This window comes from Labrenzia sp. CP4 (assembly GCF_001579905.1).
In the GTDB taxonomy this organism is placed as follows: Bacteria; Pseudomonadota; Alphaproteobacteria; order Rhizobiales; family Stappiaceae; genus Roseibium; species Roseibium algicola.
The window spans coordinates 3,908,302-3,930,759 of the sequence record NZ_CP011927.1 but is presented as its reverse complement, the minus strand read 5'-3'; the positions used below and the strand labels follow the sequence as shown (position 1 = coordinate 3,930,759).

At 58.3% G+C, this 22,458-nt stretch carries 23 protein-coding genes; 18 read left to right on the top strand and 5 right to left on the bottom strand.

Going from position 1 to position 22,458, the window contains the following annotated elements; translation table 11 throughout:
• Window positions 1-274: 274 nt before the first annotated feature.
• Together ACP90_RS18085 and ACP90_RS18080 are read left to right on the top strand one after the other, a co-directional pair.
• A complete protein-coding gene (locus ACP90_RS18085; RefSeq protein WP_023003790.1) occupies window positions 275-868 on the top strand; it encodes an NYN domain-containing protein in 594 nt (197 codons plus the stop codon).
• Between the two features lie 14 nt (window positions 869-882).
• Window positions 883-1,542: a uracil-DNA glycosylase gene (locus tag ACP90_RS18080; protein WP_055653444.1), complete on the top strand. Its 660-nt coding sequence runs from the start codon at window positions 883-885 to the stop codon at window positions 1,540-1,542.
• A gap of 258 nt (window positions 1,543-1,800) precedes the next feature.
• Here ACP90_RS18080 and ACP90_RS18075 read toward each other — a convergent pair whose 3' ends face one another.
• A complete protein-coding gene (locus tag ACP90_RS18075) occupies window positions 1,801-2,583 on the bottom strand; it encodes an arginyltransferase (RefSeq protein ID WP_062489157.1) in 783 nt (260 codons plus the stop codon).
• A 45-nt stretch (window positions 2,584-2,628) separates the two neighbouring features.
• A complete protein-coding gene (locus tag ACP90_RS18070; RefSeq protein WP_023003793.1) occupies window positions 2,629-4,461 on the bottom strand; it encodes an SLC13 family permease in 1,833 nt (610 codons plus the stop codon).
• 199 nt (window positions 4,462-4,660) lie between these two features.
• On the opposite strand from ACP90_RS18070, the gene ACP90_RS18065 reads away from it, so the two are divergent.
• Window positions 4,661-5,146, top strand: coding sequence for a TspO/MBR family protein (locus tag ACP90_RS18065; protein WP_082809939.1), 486 nt, complete (start codon window positions 4,661-4,663; stop codon window positions 5,144-5,146).
• Between the two features lie 2 nt (window positions 5,147-5,148).
• Here the strand turns inward: ACP90_RS18065 and ACP90_RS18060 are convergent, their stop codons facing one another.
• The 3 genes from ACP90_RS18060 to hemB form a co-directional block, all read right to left on the bottom strand.
• Entirely contained in the window at window positions 5,149-5,655 is a 507-nt protein-coding gene (locus ACP90_RS18060; RefSeq protein ID WP_062489156.1) for an RDD family protein, read from the bottom strand.
• Between the two features lie 273 nt (window positions 5,656-5,928).
• Complete coding sequence (locus tag ACP90_RS18055; RefSeq protein ID WP_062489154.1) at window positions 5,929-7,179, bottom strand: threonine ammonia-lyase; 1,251 nt, start codon at window positions 7,177-7,179, stop codon at window positions 5,929-5,931.
• Window positions 7,176-8,171, bottom strand: a complete 996-nt coding sequence (hemB, locus tag ACP90_RS18050; RefSeq protein ID WP_062489152.1) for a porphobilinogen synthase — start codon at window positions 8,169-8,171, stop codon at window positions 7,176-7,178. Before hemB ends, ACP90_RS18055 begins: the two co-directional genes overlap by 4 nt.
• A 274-nt stretch (window positions 8,172-8,445) precedes the next feature.
• On the opposite strand from hemB, the gene ACP90_RS18045 reads away from it, so the two are divergent.
• The 15 genes from ACP90_RS18045 to ACP90_RS17975 all read left to right on the top strand — a co-directional run bounded on the left by ACP90_RS18045 (window position 8,446) and on the right by ACP90_RS17975 (window position 22,357).
• Entirely contained in the window at window positions 8,446-9,585 is a 1,140-nt protein-coding gene (locus tag ACP90_RS18045) for an isobutyryl-CoA dehydrogenase (RefSeq protein WP_062489150.1), read from the top strand.
• 52 nt (window positions 9,586-9,637) lie between these two features.
• Window positions 9,638-10,675 carry an enoyl-CoA hydratase/isomerase family protein gene (locus ACP90_RS18040; RefSeq protein WP_082809776.1) on the top strand — a complete coding sequence of 346 codons (1,038 nt, stop codon included), beginning with the start codon at window positions 9,638-9,640 and terminating at the stop codon, window positions 10,673-10,675.
• Window positions 10,676-10,698: 23 nt separating this feature from the next.
• Window positions 10,699-11,118, top strand: coding sequence for a DUF6163 family protein (locus ACP90_RS18035; protein ID WP_023003800.1), 420 nt, complete (start codon window positions 10,699-10,701; stop codon window positions 11,116-11,118).
• A 73-nt stretch (window positions 11,119-11,191) separates the two neighbouring features.
• Window positions 11,192-12,109, top strand: coding sequence for a 3-hydroxyisobutyrate dehydrogenase (mmsB, locus tag ACP90_RS18030; protein ID WP_286145686.1), 918 nt, complete (start codon window positions 11,192-11,194; stop codon window positions 12,107-12,109).
• A gap of 154 nt (window positions 12,110-12,263) precedes the next feature.
• A complete protein-coding gene (locus tag ACP90_RS18025) occupies window positions 12,264-12,779 on the top strand; it encodes a winged helix DNA-binding protein (RefSeq protein WP_023003802.1) in 516 nt (171 codons plus the stop codon).
• Window positions 12,780-13,138: 359 nt separating this feature from the next.
• Window positions 13,139-14,443, top strand: coding sequence for a L,D-transpeptidase family protein (locus tag ACP90_RS18020; RefSeq protein WP_023003803.1), 1,305 nt, complete (start codon window positions 13,139-13,141; stop codon window positions 14,441-14,443).
• 128 nt (window positions 14,444-14,571) lie between these two features.
• Window positions 14,572-14,799, top strand: coding sequence for a hypothetical protein (locus ACP90_RS18015; RefSeq protein WP_062489145.1), 228 nt, complete (start codon window positions 14,572-14,574; stop codon window positions 14,797-14,799).
• 407 nt (window positions 14,800-15,206) lie between these two features.
• Complete coding sequence (gene glyA / locus ACP90_RS18010; protein ID WP_031270645.1) at window positions 15,207-16,517, top strand: serine hydroxymethyltransferase; 1,311 nt, start codon at window positions 15,207-15,209, stop codon at window positions 16,515-16,517.
• Window positions 16,518-16,545: 28 nt separating this feature from the next.
• Window positions 16,546-17,022 carry a transcriptional regulator NrdR gene (gene nrdR / locus ACP90_RS18005; protein ID WP_023003806.1) on the top strand — a complete coding sequence of 159 codons (477 nt, stop codon included), beginning with the start codon at window positions 16,546-16,548 and terminating at the stop codon, window positions 17,020-17,022.
• Window positions 17,023-17,042: 20 nt separating this feature from the next.
• A complete protein-coding gene (gene ribD / locus ACP90_RS18000; RefSeq protein ID WP_062489143.1) occupies window positions 17,043-18,167 on the top strand; it encodes a bifunctional diaminohydroxyphosphoribosylaminopyrimidine deaminase/5-amino-6-(5-phosphoribosylamino)uracil reductase RibD in 1,125 nt (374 codons plus the stop codon).
• Window position 18,168: 1 nt separating this feature from the next.
• Window positions 18,169-18,780, top strand: coding sequence for a riboflavin synthase (locus ACP90_RS17995; protein ID WP_055653455.1), 612 nt, complete (start codon window positions 18,169-18,171; stop codon window positions 18,778-18,780).
• A gap of 157 nt (window positions 18,781-18,937) precedes the next feature.
• Complete coding sequence (gene ribH, locus ACP90_RS17990; protein ID WP_023003809.1) at window positions 18,938-19,387, top strand: 6,7-dimethyl-8-ribityllumazine synthase; 450 nt, start codon at window positions 18,938-18,940, stop codon at window positions 19,385-19,387.
• A gap of 5 nt (window positions 19,388-19,392) precedes the next feature.
• On the top strand, window positions 19,393-19,914 hold the full coding sequence (gene nusB, locus ACP90_RS17985; RefSeq protein ID WP_023003810.1) for a transcription antitermination factor NusB: 522 nt from the start codon (window positions 19,393-19,395) through the stop codon (window positions 19,912-19,914).
• Between the two features lie 2 nt (window positions 19,915-19,916).
• Window positions 19,917-20,915, top strand: a complete 999-nt coding sequence (gene thiL, locus ACP90_RS17980) for a thiamine-phosphate kinase (RefSeq protein WP_062489140.1) — start codon at window positions 19,917-19,919, stop codon at window positions 20,913-20,915.
• 218 nt (window positions 20,916-21,133) lie between these two features.
• Entirely contained in the window at window positions 21,134-22,357 is a 1,224-nt protein-coding gene (locus ACP90_RS17975) for an MFS transporter (RefSeq protein WP_031270647.1), read from the top strand.
• The last annotated feature ends 101 nt before the right edge of the window (window positions 22,358-22,458 follow it).

The window sequence follows — 22,458 nt, the reverse complement described above, 5'->3', positions numbered from 1 at the left end:
CGGTTTTTTTGCCTGATTTGGCGCACGCTACTCGCTTTTGCATTGCGGCACTCCAATATTATGGTGTAGGCCACTAGTAACGGCCCTTTTCAGAATCAGAAGGCCGTTGACAAAACAAAACGATAAGCTGTGTGACGCCACGGAATACGCGGTAAACTTACAGCAAAATATACGTCGCCTTATAGAGTGTGCGTGGAATTGGTCGCGGGAAGCCAGTTCCTTCTACGCCAAATTGCAAGAGCGACGTGTATGACTCGGAAAGGTTTCAAATAAGATGTTTGACGCTCGAGAAAAAGTTGCTTTGTTCATTGATGGAGCGAACTTGTACTCAACGGCCAAGGCAATTGGTTTTGACATCGACTACAAACGTTTGCTGAAAGAGTTCCAGGGACAGGCGTATCTCCTGCGGGCGTACTATTACACCGCACTGATCGAAGATCAGGAGTATTCCTCCATCCGTCCGCTGATCGATTGGCTTGACTATAACGGCTACAAGGTCATCACCAAACCGGTGAAGGAATTTGTCGACAGTGCCGGCCGCCGCAAGGTGAAAGGCAACATGGACATTGAACTTGCCGTCGATGCCATGGAACTGGTCGAGTCCGTTGATCACGTGGTGCTGTTCTCAGGCGACGGCGATTTCCGCTCCCTGGTTGAGGCGCTGCAGCGCAAGGGCCGCAAGGTGAGCGTGGTGTCGACCTTGAAGACCCAGCCGCCGATGATCGCTGACGACCTGCGTCGCCAGGCCGACCACTTCATCGATCTGGCCAGCCTTGCCAACAAGATCGGCCGCGATCCGTCCGAACGTCCTGCCCGTCCGCAGACCCCCGCGCAAGTCGATGAAGACGACGAGGACGACGACTACTGAGGCTTGATCGGGCAATGTCCGACTATATCGCAGACCATGGGCCAGTCGATCCCCCATCAGATTGTCCGGCCTGTCCCCGCCTTGTTGCCCTGCGTGAAGAGCTGAAAGTTGCCTATCCCGACTGGCACAACGCGCCGGTTCCGTCATTCGGAGCCGACGCGCCGCGTCTTCTGATCATCGGCCTGGCCCCGGGCATGAAAGGGGCCAACTGCACGGGCCGCCCCTTTACAGGGGACTATGCGGGAGATCTCCTCTACCAGACCATGATCGAATTCGGTTTTGCCGAAGGGACCTATAAGGCCCGGCCGGACGACGGTCTGCAGTTGAAGGATGCGATGATCACCAACGCGGTGCGCTGCCTGCCGCCGCAGAACAAGCCAACCGGCGCGGAAATCAAGACCTGCCGCCCGTATCTTTTGTCGACGCTGGACGCCAATCCGTCGATCAAGGCTGTGCTTGCTCTCGGCCGGATCGCGCATGAAACTTTTCTGTCGGCCCTGGATCAGCGTCGGGCATCTTTCGCCTTTGCCCACGGCGCACGGCATGAGCTTCCCGGAACGGGACTGACGCTTTTCGACAGTTATCACTGCTCTCGCTACAACACCAACACAGGCCGCCTCACTGAGGAAATGTTCCACTCGGTCTTCAGGCAGATCCGGTCGTTTATTCCTTAGGAACACAACGGTTTAACGCTTTCGTCGCAGTTCGGTGATGTCGATAAAACTATCAGCCGTTTCCCGAGTGCAGCCCCCCCCCTTCCAACCTCATCCTGAGGAGGACCGTCAGGTCCGTCTCGAAGGATGGGCCACTTGCTCAAGAGTGTGTCGCCCATCCTTCGAGACAGCGCTGACGCGCTTCCTCAGGATGAGGTGTTGGGGTGGGAGCTGCCGCAATTTAGAGGAGAGGGCAGGCGTGCGCCGCCTTCCACACGGTCATTCCTCTGAGTGCGGTTCCGTTTGATAGGCCTCAGCGTCGACAACGAGCCAGCCGTTGGGGCCAAGATGTTCCTGCGGTTTGAAGCGGGCCTTGTAGGCCATCTTCTGGGAGCCGTTGACCCAATAGCCAAGATAAACGTAGGGCAGGTTCATTTTCCGGGCCCGCTCTATATGATCCAGGATCATGTAGGTGCCGAGCGGCGTCTTGGTGTAGTCGGGGTCGTAGAAGGAATAGACCATCGACAGCCCGTCCGAGAGCTGGTCGGAAAGGGCAACGCCCAACAACGAGCCTTCGCCGGCTCCGGTGATGAAGCTGTTCGGACCGCGTTGGCGATACTCCAGGACAATCGTTTCGACATGTGTGTCTTCGACCATCATTGCGTAGTCGAGGACACTCATTTCCGTCATGCCGCCGTTCTCGTGCCGGGCCTGAAGATAATCGCGAAAGAGATCGTATTGTTCGGCAGACGGGCTGGGCGGCAGACGGGCGCCGACGATGTCCGATCCGGATTTCCAGACCCGCTTGAACGACTTGCTCCACTTGAAATCGTCAACACGGACGCGAACCGAGATGCAGGCCTGGCACCGTTCGCAGGCCGGGCGGTAGGCGATATTCTGACTGCGCCGGAAACCGCCCTGCGTCAGCACCTCGTTGAGGGCGGGAGCGCCATGGCCGACAAGATGGGTAAAGACCTTGCGCTCTTGTTTTCCCTCAAGATATGGGCAGGGCGCTGGCGCCGTAAGGTAGAACTGCGGATGATCTGTGGGGTGCCGTGTCACCGTTTTGTCCCGCGAAACCTTTAGATTTGTTCTCTATTCCCGGTCCTATAGTCCGTAATACCATGGCGCGACCAGAGAGAAGGTCAACCATAAAATGAGTGCAAGCGGTGTGCCAGCCCGCACAAAGTCGTTGAACTTGTAGTGACCCGGACCCATCACGATCAGGTTGGTCTGATAGCCGATCGGCGTCGCAAACGACGAGTTGGCCGCAATAATCAGGCAGACGACGAAGGCTTCGGGGCTTGCACCGATCTGATTTGCCAGATTGATCGCAATCGGTGTGAACAGGACAGCCGCCGCGTTGTTCGACAGGAAGTTCGTCAGGATCATCACGATGAAGAACAGGGCCGACAGCATCACGGTTGGTGATGCCCCGGCGAGCAAATGAACCAGTCCGGTGGCAATCGCATTCGCACCGCCGGTTCCCTCCAGTGCAACGGCAGCCGCAAGCGAGGCGCCCACCAGCATGAAGATGCGGCTGTCGATGGCGCGCATGGCCTGGCGGATGTTGAGACAACCCGACACAATCATGGCGAAGGTCCCGGCCACGGCGGTGGTGACAATGGGAACAAGACCGCTGGCAGCCAGCGCGACAACAAGAGCGAAGATGACAAGCGCCCGTGGCGCGTAGCGTTTGCGCGGCACTTCGGCCATCGACCAGTCCAGCAGCAGCACGTCGCGATTACCGCGCAGGCGTGCGATCGCCTCTTCGCTGCCAGCCACAAGAAGCACGTCACCAGCTTCCAGGCGAATGTCGTTCATCGCCATGCGCGGCATGCGGCTGCGGCGCTGGATGCCCATCACCAGACAGCCGGTGTCGGTGTAAAAGCCCGACTGGGGCAAGGTGCGTCCCATCAGGCGGGACGCGGGGGCCACCACCACTTCCGCCAGGCTGATCGTGCCGGCAGGTGCCTGAGCCTCGCGGCCGGAGTTGCTGGTATCTGAATCAGCTTCCATCAGCGGCTGCCGGCGAGCCAGAGCATTGGCAAGGGCTGCACGCGTCGCCGCCACGATCACCGTATCGCCGGGAGAGAGCACCACGTTTTCAAACGGGGGCAGGATTGGCTTCTGGCCTCGCTGAACCAGTCTCACCGTCATGTCCTTCAACTGCGGGAACATGCCGGATACGGATTCCACGCCCACCAGCGGATGACCATAGGTGATTTCGATCTGGGCGATGAACTGCTTGCCGGAGGAGCTCTGGAACTCTTCCGCCATGGTTTTGCGCACCGGAAGCAGCTTGGGCATGATGAACAGCACATAGATCGAACCGACACCGGCGATGATCAGTCCGATTGGCGTGAAGCTGAAAAAGGTCAGTTTGAGATCGGAACTTTGCGCCGCGAAATTTGCTACCAGCAGGTTGGTCGACGAGCCGATCAACGTTGTCATGCCACCAAGGATCGCGAGGAAAGACAGGGGCATCAGAACACGGGCCGGCGACTGGCCGACCGTGGCGGCAACAGCAGTCAGGATCGGCAGAAACATCACCACAACAGGGGTGTTGTTCAAGAATGCGCTGAGCGCCGCGACAGTCAGGAGAACAGGGATCGCAGCCCGCAGCGACCGTCCGCGCGTCATCTTGACGATCGCCTTTGCCGGTGCTTCCAGCGCGTCGGTCTGGAACAGTCCCTGGCCGATGATCAGGAGACAGATGACTGTTATCAGAGCCGGATTTGAGAAGCCGGACAGGAAGTCGCCGGTGGTGATAAGCGAACCGTCCGGTCTCTCGACCGGAAAAACCGAAAAGATAACAATGAAGGCGGAAACGGACCCGAGAGCTATTGTTTCAATCGCGTACCGCTCGACGGCGTACAGGACGACAGTGGACGCGATCACCACGAAGGTCAGCGCCATTGCAATATCAACTGAGTCCATTCACCTGCCCAAAGCCACCTTGGCCAATTTCACGAACCTGCACTTTAAAGCAGGCGGTCCCGGCAATGGAAGAGCCTTAAGATAATATTGCCGTTGATATATTCCTTTGAGGCAATGACACTGTCAAAGTTCATACGCCGTTACTGCGATTTGATCCGATTAATCGGAACCCGGATTGGCGATCCGCGTTGAAGAAGTCATGAAATCAGATAATCCAATTTCGCCTTCGTTCCCGAAAGACCTGCCCTCGCTCGTCTTGTTTCTGGCAGTTGTCTTGGGTGTCGGCATCACGATCGGCGTTTTGAACACCCCTGGCGCCTGGTACGAGGCCTTGCAGAAGCCGCCGTTCAATCCACCCAACTGGGTGTTCGCGCCTGCCTGGACCATTCTTTACATTCTGATAGCGATTGCCGGCTGGCGGACATTCCTTCGGGCTCCCGATAGCCGCGTGATGAAAATCTGGTACGGGCAGATGGTTCTCAACTGGATCTGGTCGCCACTCTTCTTCACACTCCACTTCATGTGGACGGCTTTTGCCGTGATCGCGGCGATGCTCTACCTGATCCTGAACTTTATCGGTGGAAGCTGGCAAACGGATCGTTTGTCCGCGCAGCTGTTCATTCCCTATGCGCTCTGGACCTGCTTTGCCGGAATATTGAACCTGTCGCTGGCTCTCTTGAACTGAACTTACACCTGGCCGCGCACATAGCCTTGATGGGAGGCCGAGTTGATCACCACCGTTCCCAGTACGAGGTCGTGCAGCAGGCGTTTACGGTCGGAAAACAGTGACACCAGCAAAACAAGCGGTGTCAGCAAAGAGACCGAAAACCAGAACAGGATGACATGGACGGCTGCCAGAAGCGGGTAGGGCTTTGCGCCATACCAGAGGTGCATTTCCAGTCCCATCGCACGCATGCCCAGGGTTGACGCCTGCGGTCCGCCAAGGGTGAAGGCGACATAGAGCAGCGCGACCGCCGTCGGCAGGATGCCGTAAAGCAGGAAGCCGAGACCCAGCGTAAAGACACCCAGGAAAAACACCACGATGCCGGCACCGAAGGTGAAAAGCGTGATCACGATCAGATCGATTAAGAAGGCAAAGATGCGCCGACTGCGCACGCCGGAAAACAGCTCCGGATTGCTCACAGGATCGAAAACGTCCTGACGGGCATAATCGGAGGTGGTTTCAGCTGACATGGTTCGGCTCCCTTGAGTTCGATGATCAACATGTGGTGATTGGGGCCGGGTTTCGCAAATCATTTGCCGGGTGAAGCCGAACCGTTCCGCGGGTAATCCACACCAACCCCTCATCCTGAGGAAGCGCGGAGCGCTGTCTCGAAGGATGGGCGGCATACTCCGGAGCAAGGAGCCCATCCTTCGAGACGGTCCTCCGGTTCTCCTCAGGATGAGGTCGGTGTGTGGAATGTCCGCATCAATAGCCGTGTAATGAAGGACTGAGGTGGCGGCCCTTCAGTCCATCCGCTCGCCGATTTCCAGGTAACGCACCACGAAGGCACGTTCGCGCAGAGCGGCGACGATGCGCTCGCCATGTGGACGGTCAAAGGCCTCGAAGGTGACGTCCAGCGTCGCGCCTTTTGCGGGAACATTGAGGAACAGGCGATGGTGTTCGACGTCGACCACGTTGCCCTGCATGTCACCGATCACGGTTGCGATTTCACCCAGAACGCCGGGGCGGTCCGGCGTGTCGATCCGGATCGAGACCAGTTTGCCATCGCGTGCAAGTTCGCGGACCACGATCTTGGAGAGCAGTCTCGGATCGATATTGCCGCCGCAAAGAACCAGCCCAACCCTCTTGCCGGCAAATCGCTCGGGTTCGGTCAGCAAGGCCGCGAGACCGGCGGCGCCTGCGCCTTCCGCAATGGTCCGTTGCAAGGTCAGATAGGCGTTGATCGCCCGCTCGATGCTGCTTTCCGAAACAAGCAGGATGTCATCGACGACCCTTTTGACGACTTCGGTCGTCAGGACACCGATGTCGCGCACAGCGATACCTTCTGCGATGGTCGCGCCTTCGCAGCGCACGTCCTTGCCATAGAAGGCACCCCACATGCCGGGGTAGAGCGTCGTCTCAACGCCAATCACTTCGGCGGAAGGCTTGAGAGCCTTTGCTGCCGTGGCGATGCCGGCGATAAGGCCGCCGCCGCCGATCGGCACGACGAGCACATCGAGATCCGGCTGCTGTGCCAGCATCTCGATGCCGATGGTGCCCTGGCCGTGAATGACATGGGCATCGTCGTATGGGTGAACCCAGACGAGATTGTTCTGTTCGGCCAGCCTGTCGGCTTCTTCCTTCGCCTCGGCCAGCGTGTTTCCCGCCAGGACCACCTCTGCACCGTGGTTGCGGGTCGCGGAGATCTTCACGAATGGCGTCAGAACCGGCATGACGATGGTTGCCGGTATGCCAAGCCGTCCGGCGTGGTAGGCAACACCCTGGGCGTGGTTGCCGGCCGAAACAGCAATCACGCCGCGCTTCTTTTCATCCGCCGTCAGGCTGGAGAGCTTCACCAGCGCACCACGTTCCTTGAAGGCGCCGGTGACCTGCATGTTTTCGTATTTTACAAAGACATCCGCCCCTGTGAGCTGCGAAAGCCGCGGAGCGGGCAGGCACGGGGTCTCGATTACGGCGCCCTTCAAAAGTGCAGCCGCTTCCTGAACCTTGTCGAATGTGACGCTGTCAGCGGTGGTTGCCCCGGTGGAGGTCATTTCCCGGCTGCCAGCATTTCGGCCACCTTCGGTGCGAAGTAGGTCAGGATGCCGTCGGCGCCGGCGCGCTTGAAGGCGAGCAGACTTTCCAGCATCGCCTTGTCACCGTCCAGCCAGCCGTTTCCGGCCGCGGCCTTGATCATCGCGTATTCGCCTGACACCTGGTAAGCGTAGGTGGGAACCTGGAACTCGTCCTTTATCCGCCGGACAATGTCGAGGTAGGGCATGCCTGGCTTGACCATCACCATGTCGGCGCCTTCAGCAATGTCCAGTTCGGCTTCCCGCAGGGCTTCGTCCGTATTGGCCGGATCCATCTGGTAAGTGCGCTTGTCGCCAACCAGGGTCCCCGACGAGCCGACAGCGTCCCGGAACGGTCCATAGAAGGCGGAGGCGTATTTCGCCGAATAGGCCATGATCTGGGTTCCGCGATGACCTTGAGAATCGAGTGCCTGTCGAATGGCGCCGATACGTCCGTCCATCATGTCGGACGGGGCGATCACGTCTGATCCCGCTTCCGCCTGCACCAGGGCCTGCCGGCAGAGCTGATCCACGGTCTCGTCGTTCAGGATCGTCTCGCCTTCCATCAATCCGTCATGACCGTGGCTGGTGTAGGGATCAAGGGCGACGTCCGTCATCAGGCCCAGGTTCAATCCTTCCGCCTTGATGGCGCGCAAGGCGCGACAGGTCAGGTTTTCAGGATTGAGAGCCTCGGAACCTGTTTCATCGCGAAGACCGGGATCGGTGTAGGGAAACAGTGCCAGTGCCGGAATGTTCAACTTCGCCGCCTTCTCGGCGTCGCGGACGGCTTCATCCACGGACAGGCGCACAACATCCGGCATGGACGGAACGGACTGACGGATATTCTTGCCGTCCACCAGGAAAATCGGCCAGATCAGGTCATCGACCGTAAGGCTGTTTTCGCGCACCAGGCGGCGCGACCAATCGCTCTGGCGGTTGCGGCGCATGCGCGTGCCGGCCAGCAGTGTGTCCATGTGGTCGGAGGTTATCGGCGGGAGGGGAGATTTTGACGGCATCGGCCCTGACTGTTCGCTAGGAGATGTTGGAAAGCGTATTCTGATCGAAGTGAGCCGCCAATCTATCACGCAGATTGACGCAATCCAACATTCTGTAAAATAACTGAATTTAATAAAGAAAAAGAGATTGTTTGACGTTCGCGTCAAATGTGCTTTAGTGCTGCCGCGAAGACAGGGCGCAGACCTTTCCGGAGGAGGAAGTGCGCCGCCACCGCTTGAGGGAGGATAACCCGTGGACTTTTCACTGAACGAAGATCAGCGCGCCTTTCAGGACATGGCGGCAAGTTTCTCGCGGGATGAACTGGCGCCATTTGCCAAGGAATGGGACGAGGATAGCCACTTCCCGATTCCCACCCTGCGCAAGGCAGCCGAGCTTGGGTTCGGTGGCATCTACGTGAAGGAAGATGTCGGCGGTTCCGCGCTCACCCGGCTGGATGCAACGCTGATCTTCGAGGAACTGTCCAAGGGCTGTACGTCGACGGCGGCCTATATATCCATTCACAACATGGTCGCCTGGATCATCGATTCATATGGCTCGGAGGACCTACGTCAGAAGTATCTGCCCAGGCTCTGCACCATGGACCTGCTCACCAGCTACTGTCTCACCGAACCGGGCTCGGGTTCGGATGCAGCGAGCCTGCGTACCAGCGCCAAGGATGATGGTGACCATTATGTCCTCAACGGCTCCAAGGCATTCATCTCCGGCGGCGGCGTAAGTGATCTGTATGCGGTAATGGTCCGCACAGGTGGTGAGGGCCCGTCCGGCGTTTCCTGTCTTCTGGTCGAAAAAGGGACACCCGGTCTCAGCTTCGGTGCCAACGAGGTGAAGCTCGGCTGGAAGAGCCAGCCGACGGCCCAGGTCAATTTTCAGGATTGCCGGGTGCCGAAGTCGAATCTGATCGGATCGGAAGGGCAGGGCTTCAAGATTGCGATGGCGGCGCTCGATGGCGGTCGGCTCAACATCGGCGCCTGCTCGATGGGCGCTGCACAGGCCTGTCTCGATCACGCCCTGGCCTATGTGCAGGAACGCAAGCAGTTTGGTCGACCGATTGCCGACTTCCAGGCACTTCAGTTCCGCCTGGCGGATATGGCAACCGAATTGGAAGCAGCCCGTCTGCTCTTGCACAAGGCCGCTTCAGCGGTGGATGCGAAATCGCATGACGCCACCAAGCTTGCGGCCATGGCCAAGCGGCTTGCTACCGACACCGGCTTCAAGGTGGTCAACGAAGCACTGCAGCTTCATGGCGGCTACGGCTATCTGCGCGACTATCCTATCGAGCGTTATTTCCGCGATGTGCGGGTGCATCAGATCCTGGAAGGCACAAACGAGATCATGCGGCTGATAATTGCACGGCAGCTGCTAAAGGACTGATCGAGTTTTCCGTCCCATTCCGTTGAAACGACTCTTCTTTTGCGAGGCGCCAGTGAGCGACGAGATTCTTTTCCAGAAGCGCGGCAAGGCCGGGTTTGTCATCTTGAACCGGCCGAAGGCACTGAACGCGATCAACCACGCAATGGTCCTGGCAATGGCCGAGCAATTGTCGCGCTGGGCGGAAGATCCGGAAATCGCGCACATCGTCGTTACGGGTGCTGGCGACAAGGCGTTCTGCGCAGGTGGCGACATTCGCAGCATCTATGATGCCCGAATGAGCGGGCGGACAGACGGCCTGAGCGCCTTCTTCCGTGACGAGTACATGCTCAATGCACAGATCAAGGCCTATCCGAAGCCATACATCGCTCTCGTCAACGGGATTGTCATGGGCGGCGGTGTCGGGGTGTCGGTTCATGGCAGCTATCGCATCGGCACGGAAAAGACGTTGTTTGCGATGCCTGAAACCGGAATTGGCTTCTTTCCGGATGTCGGCGGGACATTCTTCCTGCCGCGCATGCCCAGGAACAGCGGCGTCTACTGTGCACTTAGCTCCGGCAGGCTGAAACAGGGCGATGCTCTGGCTACCGGCGTTCTGACCCATGCGGTTTCGGAAGAAAACCTTGCTGACCTGGAACAGGACCTTGAAACAGCAGACGATATCGGCGCAGTGCTTGCGCCGTATCTGATGACGCCGGAGAAGGGGCCCGTCTGCGAAAGTCTCGACGTTATCGACGAGATCTTTTCGGCTGCATCGGTGGAAGACATTCTGTCGCGTCTGGATGCTTCGCAGAGTGAATTTGCGGGGAAGGCCGCTGCCGCCATCCGGCAAAAATCACCGACAAGCGTTCTGGTTGCTTTCGAGCAAATGAAGCGAGGCCGCAAGCTTTCCTTCAATGAATGCATGAAGCTTGAATATCGCATCGTCTCGCGCATTCTGCAGGGGACGGAGTTCTACGAAGGCATTCGTGCTGTGCTGGTCGACAAGGATCAGGCGCCAAAATGGTCGCCTGCCCAGTTTGGCCAAGTGGACAGCGCCGAGCTGGCGTCGTATTTCGAGGAACCTGCTGACGGAGATCTGCCGCTCAGCTGAGCTCAACCTGACCCGGACAGCACATGATTACCAGCTTTCAGGACCTGATCGATTCCCGCCCACCCTGGAGCACGCTGCTGATCTGGTATCTGCGCGGCATTGCGATCATTCTCATCGGCGGCGGCGTCATCTACTGGGCCCGCATTATCGGCATCGTCGAATGGCGTGGATTGTGGTTCTGGGACATGCCCGTGGCGCTGCAGGGAGCCATCGTCTTTTTTGCCGTCCTGGATTTGGTGGCCGCGACCGGCCTCTGGCTGACCGTGTCCTGGGGCACGGTGATGTGGATTTTCCGCTGCTTCTGCCAGATCGTCATGCACACAGCCTTTTCCGATCTCTACGGACGGCGGCCATATGAAATCGCCTTCTACCTGCTGACAATCGCAATCTATGCCGGACTGGCCTTCCTGATGGACAGGGAAAACAAGGCCAATGCCGGCTGACGGCGGTTGAATCAGTTTTTGAAGTGCCTGGAACGGCAGTTCAAGACGGCCAGCCAACAGATTCAAAATCAACATGAAATCTCTTTGGGAGGAAACCATCATGAGCACTATCGGATTTATCGGTCTTGGCAACATGGGCGGACCGATGGCGATCAATCTCGTCAAGGCAGGGCACAAGGTACTCGGCTTTGATCTGTCCGATGCGGCCATGGCGGCACACGAAGCGGAGGGTGGTGAGAAGGCAGGCAGTGTCGCCGACCTGGCTGCTGCTGCGGACGTGATCGTCACCATGCTGCCCGCCGGAAAGCATGTCCGCCAGATCTATGAAGGCGAGGGCGGCATTCTCGACAACGCCAAGCCCGGCACTCTCATGATCGATTCCTCGACTATCGACGTCGACAGCGCTCGTGCGGTCAGCGCGGCGGCAGAGGCCAAGGGCATGAAAATGGTCGACGCTCCGGTCTCCGGTGGTGTTGCCGGCGCCGCGGGTGGAACGCTGACCTTCATGGTTGGTGGATCCGCCGAGGCATTCGAAGCGGCGAAAACCTATCTCGACATCATGGGCAAGACCATTGTGCATGCAGGCGACGCCGGAACCGGTCAGGCGGCAAAGATCTGCAACAACATGATCCTCGGCATTTCCATGATCGCCGTATCGGAGGCATTTGTGCTTGCCGAGAAGCTTGGTCTGGACAAGCAGAAGTTGTTTGATATCTCCTCGACCGCGTCCGGTCAGTGCTGGTCTCTGACATCCTACTGCCCGGTGCCAGGTCCGCTGCCGTCGTCTCCTGCGAACCGGGATTATCAACCTGGGTTTGCAGCCGCGATGATGCTCAAGGATCTGAAACTTGCTCAGGAAGCAGCAAATTCGGCCGGCGCGGCAACGCCGTTGGGCGCGGAAGCGGCAGCGCTCTACTCGCTGTTCTGTAACACAGGTGGCGAAGCCCAGGATTTCTCAGGGATTGTGAAGTTCCTCCGCGGAACATCGTAAACAACTTGTTAAAGGGAAGTCTAAAACGCCCGTTGGAAGTTAACGGATGATTCAGCGTGTCTCTTAAGCGGATTTTAGAATCGCTCGGTTAGATTGCGAAACAAGGCGGGAAAAATATCCGTCCAACGACAGGTACTAAAAGAGGCGCAATCACATGATCACCGCAAGTAGGGCAGTCGACGCTGTTGCACAGAGTGAAGGGGAAGAGCTTGAGATCAAGCCGCTTTACCTAGAGGCTCTTACGCTCGTTGAGCGACTGCATCGGCGTCTGCTCGACGTCATCAAGGACGAATTCGACCGCATGGGCCGGTCCGACGTAAACAGCGTGCAGGCACTGCTGCTGTTCAACATCGGCGACAGCGAACTGACCGCCGGTGAACTGCGGACACGCGGTTACTACCTGGGGTCGAATGTCTCCTACAACCTGAAGAAGCTGGTCGAGACCGGTTACATCCACCATCAGCGTTCGCGTATGGACCGCCGGTCTGTCCGTGTCAGCCTGACGGAAAAGGGACGGGAAGTGGCCAAGATCGTGAACGATCTTTACGAGCGTCACATGCTGTCCGTGGAACAGGTCGGCGAAATCGGTCCGCAGGACTTTGTGGCACTGAACAAGTCCCTGCGCCGTCTGGAGCGGTTCTGGACCGACCAGATCCTTTACCGCCTGTAAGACATTCGCGGAACATTCAGATGACAAGGCACCGCCCATTGGGCGGTGCTTTCTGTTTTTCAGCCTCAAGTTGCCGACCTCACGCAAATTTGCACAGCCAGAATTCTCGAACGGCGGAGAAACAAAGCTATGGTACAGGCAGTTTTAACTGCTGAGGCAAAGTTGACATCTTGTGGTCACATTGGAATGGCTTTGTGCAGTGCTCCTGAATCCGAGATGGTTAAAAAATCAAGCGATTTGTTAACTCCCTTCCGTTAGGACTGGGAGCAGGAACCGCCGGGGTGGCCTGTTTTGTTGGTCTCAATCCCGCGTATTTGAAGAAAATTTGCGCCGAATGGCGCTGCAACATGGGGTCGGCGATGAACCTTTTATCCGGACCGTTCGGGATAAAGCGTCACTGGAAGTGGACTGCTGGAAAAACGCTCAAGAGCATGATGATGCTGGGCGTGGTAACTCCAGTCATGATCGCAACTGGTGCGCAGGCACAGACGGCCCCGATGACATTCGCACAGAACCAGCAGGTTGAATGGGCGGATAACTTTGACATCGCGACGGATCACATCACGGAAGTGAAATCCTCTGCTCCGACGTTGTCCCCGCAGACGGCCGACTATATCGCGGCAGCGATCGATCGTTATCAGCGCATTGTCCAGGCCGGTGGCTGGGGAACGGTGTCTGCTGGTGGCAAAGCGCTTCGCATCGGCGCCAAGGATCCGCGCGTCGTGGAACTTCGCCGCCGCTTGATCGTTTCCGGCGATCTTGAACAGCAGGCCGGCCTCTCCGACACCTTCGATTCTTACGTGGATGCAGGTCTGCGTCGTTTTCAGCTTCGTCACGGTCTTATTCCGGACGGTGTGATGGGCGACGGCACCGTGACTGCGCTGAATATTTCGGCTGACGTACGTCTGCGCCAGCTCGAAACCAACATGATCCGTATGCGGTCCATGTCCGGTTTCCTGGGCGACCGCTACGTGATGGTCAACATTCCGGCAGCAGAGATCGAGGCGGTTGAAAACGGCATGGTCCGTTCGCGCCACACGGCCGTTGTGGGCAAGATCGACCGCCAGACGCCGATCCTCAACAGCAAGATCTACGAGTTGAACTTCAATCCGTACTGGACGGTGCCGAAGTCGATCATCCGCAAGGACCTGATCCCGAAGATGAAAGAGGATCCGCAGTATCTTGCGAAAAACAATATCCGCATCTTCGACTGGAGCAACAACGAGCTGAACTGGCAACAGATCGACTGGAACACGGATGAGGCGACCCAGTATCGCTTCACCCAGGATCCGGGCTCGGAAAACTCGCTCGGGTCGGTGCGCATCAACTTCCACAACAAACACCAGGTCTATCTGCACGATACGCCGTCCAAGACCCTGTTTGGCGAAGCCAACCGGTTCCATTCTTCGGGCTGCGTGCGCGTACAGAATGTGCGAGAGCTGGTGACCTGGCTGTTGCAGTCGACAACTCCTGACTGGGATCGGGGGCGCGTCGATGGTGTCATCCGCACAGGTGATCGTGAAGACGTGAAACTGAAATCGCAGATTCCGCTTTATCTCACCTACATCACCGCCTGGGCAAACGCCGACGGTGTGGTGCATTTCCGCGATGATATCTACGACCGCGACGATCTCTACGGAACGGGTGAGCAAGCACGCCTGTAGGTGTCGCCAAGCGTCAAACAATTGTTTCCTGTCCAGAAACGTCGGCCTTGATCAGGCCGGCGTTTCATGGATTCTAGCTCCATTCGCATGCTTGTTCGACAACGGGGTGCTGGATCAGGAGAACGGCAATGAGTCGCGAAGAGCGGCCTGGTGAAATTTATCTTGAGTTTCGGCCGATCGGTCAGCAGGTCAAGGTCACTGCCATTGACGCGGCGACCGGTTTTGAAGTGTCGGTCTTCGGGCCGGCTTCAGCAGCTCAGGAAGATCTGAAGCGGATTGCCGTTCGAAAACTTCGCCGCCGCCTTGAACAGGAAGGCTTGGCTGCGCAGAACAGACCTGACCCGACCCTATATTGATAGTTTGTCTTAAGTCTCTGCTTCCGCAATAGGTTTCGATAAATCAACAATCAATTTAAATCGTTTTGAGAAGAACGGCGCACCAGATCGATTTGCGAGAGCAGATTTCAATTGTGCCCGGGTATTGTTTTGGTGCCGGTCAAATGATCGATGCTGAAGGCCGGATCTGTTGCAGGTGTAACTTGTTGGGTTGTCAGTTTAGATTTGGCCCGAGGTTGCGAAAACTTGTTTCGTTCAAGATTTGGCAGCTGTGTCGTTTTCCAAACTGGACGCGTCGGTATGCCCCTTGGTTCTGGTCGGGGGGTGTGTTAATTCCTCGCCTCACACAGGCATGACGGTCGAAAGCGTCCTTCCGGACATTGGCCGCCGATGCTCCTGATCTATCAAAAGAACACAAGGATGGCGCTATGTCTTTGATGGAAAGCTCCGATCAGTCCCTGCAGTCCGGTTTCTTCACCCGCAGCCTTGCTGAAGCCGATCCGGATATCTTCGACACGATCGGCAAGGAACTCGGCCGTCAGCAGCATGAAATCGAGCTGATTGCTTCGGAAAACATCGTTTCCCGCGCAGTGCTGGAAGCACAGGGCTCGATCTTCACCAACAAATATGCCGAAGGTTATCCGGGCAAGCGCTACTATGGCGGCTGTGAATTCGCCGACATTGCCGAAACGCTGGCAATCGAGCGCGCGAAGGAACTGTTCGGCTGCCAGTTTGCCAACGTTCAGCCGAACTCCGGCAGCCAGATGAACCAGGCGGTGTTCCTGGCTCTTCTGCAGCCTGGCGACACCTTCATGGGCCTGGATCTCAACTCCGGTGGTCACCTGACCCACGGTTCTCCGGTCAACATGTCCGGCAAGTGGTTCAACGTCGTCTCCTATGGCGTGCGTGAGGACGACCATCTTCTCGACATGGATGAGGTCGAGCGCCTTGCCAACGAACACAAGCCCAAGCTGATCCTGGCCGGCGGCACTGCCTATTCCCGTATCTGGGACTGGAAGCGGTTCCGCGAAATCGCCGACAGCATTGGCGCTTATCTGATGGTTGACATGGCGCACATCGCCGGTCTGGTTGCTGGTGGCGTTCACCCGTCGCCGGTGCCGCACGCCCACGTCGTCACCACCACCACCCACAAGTCCCTGCGCGGCCCGCGCGGCGGCATGATCCTGAGCAACGACGAAGCGATCGCCAAGAAGATCAACTCGGCCGTCTTCCCGGGTCTTCAGGGTGGCCCGCTGATGCATGTCATTGCTGCCAAGGCCGTTGCCTTCAAGGAAGCACTGCAGCCGGAATTCAAGGCTTATGCCCGTGCCGTTCAGGAAAATGCCAAGGTTCTGGCTGAAGTCCTGAAGGAGCAGGGTCTGGATATCGTTTCCGGCGGCACCGACAACCACCTGATGCTGGTGGATCTGCGTCCGAAGAACGCCACCGGCAAGGTGGCTGAGAAATCTCTCGGCCGGGCCAACATCACCTGCAACAAGAACGGTATCCCGTTCGACCCGGAAAAGCCGTTTGTCACGTCTGGCGTTCGTCTCGGCACTCCGGCAGCGACCACACGCGGCTTCGGTGTTGCGGAATTCCGCGAAGTCGGTCTGCTGATCACGGAAGTGTTGGACGGTTTGAAGGCCGCAAACAGTGAAGAGGGCAACGCGGCAGTTGAAGCGGCGGTCAAAGCCAAGGTAGAAGCACTGACGGCCCGGTTCCCGATCTACGGGGGCTAATCGCGGGCTCGCTCAGGAGCTTTAAGACATGAGATGTCCGTTTTGCGGGGGTGAGGAAACCCAGGTCAAGGATTCCCGCCCGACCGAGGACAATACAGCCATCCGCCGCCGCAGGATCTGCAATACCTGCGGCGGCCGGTTCACCACCTTCGAGCGCGTGCAGCTGCGCGAACTCCTGGTGCTCAAACGCTCCGGGCGCCGCGTTCCCTTCGACAGGGAAAAACTGATGCGGTCCGTGCAGATCGCGGTGCGCAAGCGTCCCGTGGATCCTGACAAGATCGAACGCATGGTCTCCGGCATCGTTCGCCAGCTCGAAAGTTCGGGCGAAACCGAAATCACCGCGGAAACCATCGGCAACCACGTCATGGAAGGCCTGAAGGGCATCGACGACGTTGCCTATGTCCGCTTTGCCTCCGTTTACAAGAACTTCCGTGAGGCGAAGGATTTCGAAGCCCTTCTGGATGAGCTGAGCGATCCAGACGGACAGCCGCTCAAAAACTCCTGACCTGCAGTATCCGGTTCTTGATGTCCGAGCTTTCCAATCTTGATGCCCGTTTCATGGCGGCCGCCGAACGCCTTGCCCGTCGTGGTCTCGGCCGTGTGTGGCCCAATCCTTCCGTGGCTGCGCTCATTGTCCGTTTCGACGCAGGGGCCGCTGTTCTCGTGGGCAGAGGCGTCACGTCCCGTCCCGGCATGGCGCATGCGGAAGTCAATGCCTTGAACCAGGCAGGGGACAGGGCGAAAGGGGCGACCTGTTACGTCACCCTGGAGCCATGTTCTCACTACGGCCGAACCCCGCCTTGCGCCAAGGCTCTGATCGAGGCGGGCGTGAAACGTGTGGTCGTCGGCATGCTGGACCCGAACCCGCGTGTCGCTGGCCGTGGTGTCGCCATGCTGCGCGATGCGGGCATCGAAGTGGAAGTGGGTGTGCGCGAAAAGGCCATGCATGCGCTGTACCGAGGGTTCACTTACAGGCAACTGAAACAGCGTCCGGTGGTGTTCCTGAAGCTGGCTGTTTCCAGGGATGGATTTATCGGCCGGGCAGGCGAAGGTCAGGTCAAGATCTCCGGTGCCCTGTCGATGCGCAAGGTCCATGGGTTTCGCGCCGAATGCGACGCCATCCTGGTCGGTTCAGGCACGGCGCTTGCCGATGATCCGCAACTGACCTGCAGGCTTCCGGGCCTCGCTGATCGCTCTCCTGTGCGGGTCATCATCGACCGGTTTGCCCGGCTGCCATTGACTTCCAAACTGGTGCAAACCTGTGTCGACGTGCCTGTCTGGCTTGTGTGTGGCAATGCGGCGGATGCTGACAAGCTGGCGGACCTGGCGGCTGCTGGTGTCAATGTCATCCGGGTGCCCGCTGAAGAAACCGGCATCAAGCCCTCTGTCATCCTGAGTGCGCTGGCAACACGCGGCATAACGCGGGTGATGGTTGAAGGTGGTTCCCGTCTGGCGTCGTCATTCCTGGCGACGGACCTTGTGGATGATCTTTGTGTCGTTACCGGGGATATCGTAATCGGCGAAGGTGGCATACCTGCTCTGCACGGTCTTGACCTTGCAGATGTTCTCAAAGACCCCAAATTCGAGCGGGTCGATGCGGGCCGTTTCGGTCCGGACAGTTTTGTTTATCTCAGACGGCGCGGAGCCTGACATGTTCACCGGAATTGTGACCGACCTCGGCGAGATCCTCGCTATCGACAAGATCCCTGCCGGAATGCGGACGCGGATCCGCACCGCCTACGATACGAATGGCTTCGACATCGGGGCTTCGATTTCCTGTTCTGGCGTCTGCCACACGGTGACAGCCAAGGACAACGGATCCAATGGCAACTGGTTTGAAGTGGAATCGGCCGCCGAAACCCTGGCTCTGACCAACGTCGCATCCTGGAAAGTGGGGCAGAAACTCAATCTGGAACGCTCGCTGACGATGGGTGCGGAGCTGGGCGGGCACCTGGTGCTTGGCCATGTCGATGGACTTGCAACGGTGACAAAGCGTGAAGACCATCCGGATTCGGTCTATTTCCAGTTCGAAGCACCGGCGGAAGCCGCCCCCTTCATTGCCAAGAAGGGTTCGGTTGCGCTCGATGGCACGTCCCTGACGGTGAACGAGGTCGACGGGTTGCTCTTCTCCGTCTTCCTGATCCCGCATACGCTCGAAGTCACGACCTGGTCCGATCGGCAGGTCGGTGACAAGATCAACCTGGAAGTGGATATGATGGCCCGCTACGCCGCCCGTCTTGCGGAATTCTCCAAGACCGGGTAGGGGACGGTCCCAACACCTTCGAAAAGAGCTAATATCATTTACCGCCTTAACCACGGGACGAACTCGTCACCGGGATATCGTGGTCCTTTACGAATGAGACTGGACAAACCGGGGCAGACGTGGTTCCTGTCGCGGCCTTACATAGGAACGAAAACCCATGAGCGCTGCACCGAAACTTCTGATCATCGAAGCCCGTTTCTACGAGGATCTGGCCGATGCTCTCGCAGAAGGCGCGATCAAGACCATTGAGGCTGCCGGCGCAAGCTATGACCGGATCGCTGTTCCGGGTGTCCTGGAAATTCCGGCTGCCCTGTCCATGGCTCTGACGGCAATGGAAAACGATGGCGAGCTTTACGACGGCTTCGTTCTGCTGGGTGTCGTCATTCGCGGCGAGACCACCCATTACGATATTGTTGCCAATGAATCGAACCGGGTGATCATGGATTTGATCGTCGATGCGGATCTGGCTGTCGGAAATGGTATCCTGACCGTTGAAAACGGTGAGCAGGCATGGGCCCGCGCGAAGGTGGACGACAAGGACAAAGGCGGCGCGGCTGCCCGTGCTGCCCTCGACATGATCGCCCTGCGCGAGCGGCTTGGAGTATAAGAAGAATGACCGGAAAGGCCGACCCGGAAAAACCGGCTGGAAAAACTGTGCGCCCTGCAAACAAACGCGGCGTGGCTCGCCTTGCTGCTGTTCAGGCCCTTTATCAAATGGACGTCGGCGGTGCGCCGCTGACCAGTGTCGTCAGCGAATTCACTGCCTTTCGCCTAGGCAAGGAAATCGACGGTGCGCAGTACCGCGAAGCCGACGAACAATGGTTCAAGCAGATCCTTGCCGGCGTTGTGGAGGACCAGAAGTTTCTGGATCCCTACATTCACACTGCGTTGGCCGAAGACTGGCCCCTGAAGCGTATCGACAGCCTGCTGCGGGCTATCCTCCGCTCCGGCTCCTACGAGCTTTTGCGCCGCAAGGATGTTCCGGCCAAGGTGATCATTTCCGAGTATATCGACGTTACCAAGGCCTTCTTCGATGATGATGAGCCCGGCCTTGTCAACGGCGTGCTCGACCGTCTTGCGCATGAACTGCGCAGCGGCGAACTCGAGGAAAAGAAAACGGACGGCGCCTCCTGATCATGGGCGCTGACCGGCCAGGCGAATTCGAGCTGATCCGGCGTTTCTTTGCCCCTTTGGCAAAAGACCCGGGCAGCCTCGGTCTGACCGATGATGCCGCGGTGCTGACACCACGGGAAGGCCATGACCTCGTTCTGACCAAGGACGTGCTGGCGGCCGATATTCATTTCTTTGCTGAAGATGCACCGGAAGCGATCGCCGCCAAGGCACTGAGGGTCAACCTCTCGGACCTTGCGGCGAAGGGCGCACGTCCGCGTGGCTATCTGATGGGCCTGTCGTTGCCGTCCGACTGGACGGTCGACTGGCTTGAGCGGTTCTGCAACGGCCTGGCGGCTGATCAGGCGGCCTATGATTTCCATCTTCTGGGCGGTGACACGGTCCGTTCCGGCAATGGTCTGCAGGTGTCGATTACGGCAATAGGCGAGGTTGAAACCGGCAGCGCAGTTCGGCGGTCCGGGGCACGGCCGGGCGATCTTCTGTTCGTTACTGGAACCATTGGCGACGCCGCTGCCGGTCTTCAGGCGCGCCTCAATCCCGACTTCTGCCGCGATCATGATCTGACTGAGAGCGAAGAAGCCCATATTCTCGACCGTTACCTGCTGCCGAGGCCGCGCACGAGGCTTGCCGGGGCGGTGACTGATTATGCTTCGGCTGCCATGGACGTGTCAGATGGCCTGTTCGCCGATAGCGCGCATATGGCCAGCGCTTCAGCGTTGGACCTCACGATCGACCTGGATCAGGTGCCGCTTTCACAGGCGCTCGCCCATCTCAAGATCAAGTCACCAGAGGACTTTGCCCGTTGCCTGAACGGTGGCGACGATTATGAAATCCTGATGGCGGTGCCGGAAGACGTTTCTGGCACCTTCTGCCGGGTTGCTCATCTTGCCGGCTGTCTTGTCACGCAAATCGGTCATGCCCGGGCGGGTGAGGGCCGAATTCGGCTTGAGGAAGCCGGGCAACCTGTCGACTACGGTCGCTTTGCGGGCTTCAGTCACTTTTAGCTATTGCAAAGGGCAGGTGCCGGAATTTTACCAGGCCGGATCCATCGCCCGAATGCCTGCTTCCTATGGTGTTGCGCTTTCTTGCCGCTTGGCCGCGACGTGTCGCACGTTACAGCTCTCGGCTGGTCTCCAGTTGCAAATGAAACTTCTGGTCTTTCGCGGTCGGCTGTTGGCGTGTTATGTGCCATGCAAACTTCTGCCTTCCTGAAAGTATCCAAATGACCGTGACGACCCCCGATAGCTTTGTCGACGACAGTCTGGCAAAACGAAACGCGCTGCTATTGGCTCTGGCTCAGGCAATTGGTGGGGCTTCGGCGTCGATCGTGATCGCAACGGCGCCGCTGGTCGGGTATTCGATGCTGGATACGGACAAGTCTCTGGCAACCTTGCCCGTGTCGGCGATGGTTCTGGGAACAGCTTTCGGGACCATTCCAGCCGGCATGATCATGCGCCGCTACGGCCGCAGGACCGGTTTCATGGGGGCAGCTTTGCTTGGCGCCATCGCCGGGCTGCTGGCGGCATTCGCGGTTTTCCAGGACGAGTTTCTGATGTTTGCCCTCGGGTGCTGCATCAGCGGTTTTGCAGGCGCATTCGTGCAGCAATATCGCTTTGCTGCAGCAGACACGGCAAGTGACGCCTTCAAGCCGAAGGCCATCTCATGGGTGCTTGCCGGTGGTGTTCTGGCAGGGGTGGTTGGTCCGCAAACGGTTATCGCCACCAAGGACCTGTTCTCGCCAATCCTGTTCGCCGGAACCTATCTGGCGCAGGCGGGCTTGTCCCTGATTGCCTTTTTCCTCGTGGCTTTTCTCCGAATTCCGAAGCCGCAGCGGCACAGCCATACCCAGGCGGGTGGGCGTCCACTGCGCCAGATCATGTCGCAACGCCGTTTCATCGTCGCGGCAGCCTGCGGTATCTGTTCCTATGCGCTCATGAGCATGGTGATGACGGCCACGCCGCTGGCCATGATCGGCTGCGGCCTGTCGCAGAATGACGCCACACTTGGCATTCAGTGGCATGTGCTCGCCATGTTCGGTCCGAGTTTCTTCACGGGTAATCTCATCGGTCGCTTCGGTAAGGAGCGGATCGTCTCGATTGGCCTGCTGCTGCTGGCCGGATGTTCGGTGGTCGCGTTGATGGGGGTCGACCTTGCCAACTTCTGGATCGCGCTGATCCTGCTCGGCCTTGGCTGGAACTTCGGCTTCATCGGAGCCACCGCCATGCTGACGGATACCTACCGGCCCGAAGAGCGGAACCTGGTGCAGGCGGTCAACGATTTCCTGGTGTTCGGCTTTGTTGCTGCCGCATCGTTCTCGTCCGGTGCGTTGCTGAACGTCTACGGCTGGAACACGGTCACCCTTCTGGTGTTTCCCTTTGTGGTGCTCTGCATCGGCTTGCTTATCTGGCTTGCAGTTGCGGAAAGAAGAGCGGATACAACCGCTTAAAGTACCTTCGAAATTCCATTTCGTCAGCGCAGCATAATTACTGCGCTGCATCAAACAATACCGTAACGGAAGTTTTGAATTAAACAATGTGAGAGCTTGAC

Bases quoted from the DNA above. Each gene is read 5' to 3' on its own strand.
- ACP90_RS18085 (WP_023003790.1), top strand. From the start codon at position 275: ATGTTTGACGCTCGAGAAAAAGTTGCTTTGTTCATTGATGGAGCGAAC.
- ACP90_RS18080 (WP_055653444.1), top strand. From the start codon at position 883: ATGTCCGACTATATCGCAGACCATGGGCCAGTCGATCCCCCATCAGAT.
- ACP90_RS18070 (WP_023003793.1), bottom strand. From the start codon at position 4,461: ATGGACTCAGTTGATATTGCAATGGCGCTGACCTTCGTGGTGATCGCG.
- ACP90_RS18065 (WP_082809939.1), top strand. From the start codon at position 4,661: ATGAAATCAGATAATCCAATTTCGCCTTCGTTCCCGAAAGACCTGCCC.
- ACP90_RS18060 (WP_062489156.1), bottom strand. From the start codon at position 5,655: ATGTCAGCTGAAACCACCTCCGATTATGCCCGTCAGGACGTTTTCGAT.
- ACP90_RS18055 (WP_062489154.1), bottom strand. From the start codon at position 7,179: ATGACCTCCACCGGGGCAACCACCGCTGACAGCGTCACATTCGACAAG.
- hemB (WP_062489152.1), bottom strand. From the start codon at position 8,171: ATGGACACACTGCTGGCCGGCACGCGCATGCGCCGCAACCGCCAGAGC.
- ACP90_RS18035 (WP_023003800.1), top strand. From the start codon at position 10,699: ATGATTACCAGCTTTCAGGACCTGATCGATTCCCGCCCACCCTGGAGC.
- mmsB (WP_286145686.1), top strand. From the start codon at position 11,192: ATGAAATCTCTTTGGGAGGAAACCATCATGAGCACTATCGGATTTATC.
- ACP90_RS18025 (WP_023003802.1), top strand. From the start codon at position 12,264: ATGATCACCGCAAGTAGGGCAGTCGACGCTGTTGCACAGAGTGAAGGG.
- ACP90_RS18020 (WP_023003803.1), top strand. From the start codon at position 13,139: ATGAACCTTTTATCCGGACCGTTCGGGATAAAGCGTCACTGGAAGTGG.
- ACP90_RS18015 (WP_062489145.1), top strand. From the start codon at position 14,572: ATGAGTCGCGAAGAGCGGCCTGGTGAAATTTATCTTGAGTTTCGGCCG.
- glyA (WP_031270645.1), top strand. From the start codon at position 15,207: ATGTCTTTGATGGAAAGCTCCGATCAGTCCCTGCAGTCCGGTTTCTTC.
- nrdR (WP_023003806.1), top strand. From the start codon at position 16,546: ATGAGATGTCCGTTTTGCGGGGGTGAGGAAACCCAGGTCAAGGATTCC.
- ribD (WP_062489143.1), top strand. From the start codon at position 17,043: ATGTCCGAGCTTTCCAATCTTGATGCCCGTTTCATGGCGGCCGCCGAA.
- ACP90_RS17995 (WP_055653455.1), top strand. From the start codon at position 18,169: ATGTTCACCGGAATTGTGACCGACCTCGGCGAGATCCTCGCTATCGAC.
- ribH (WP_023003809.1), top strand. From the start codon at position 18,938: ATGAGCGCTGCACCGAAACTTCTGATCATCGAAGCCCGTTTCTACGAG.
- nusB (WP_023003810.1), top strand. From the start codon at position 19,393: ATGACCGGAAAGGCCGACCCGGAAAAACCGGCTGGAAAAACTGTGCGC.
- thiL (WP_062489140.1), top strand. From the start codon at position 19,917: ATGGGCGCTGACCGGCCAGGCGAATTCGAGCTGATCCGGCGTTTCTTT.
- ACP90_RS17975 (WP_031270647.1), top strand. From the start codon at position 21,134: ATGACCGTGACGACCCCCGATAGCTTTGTCGACGACAGTCTGGCAAAA.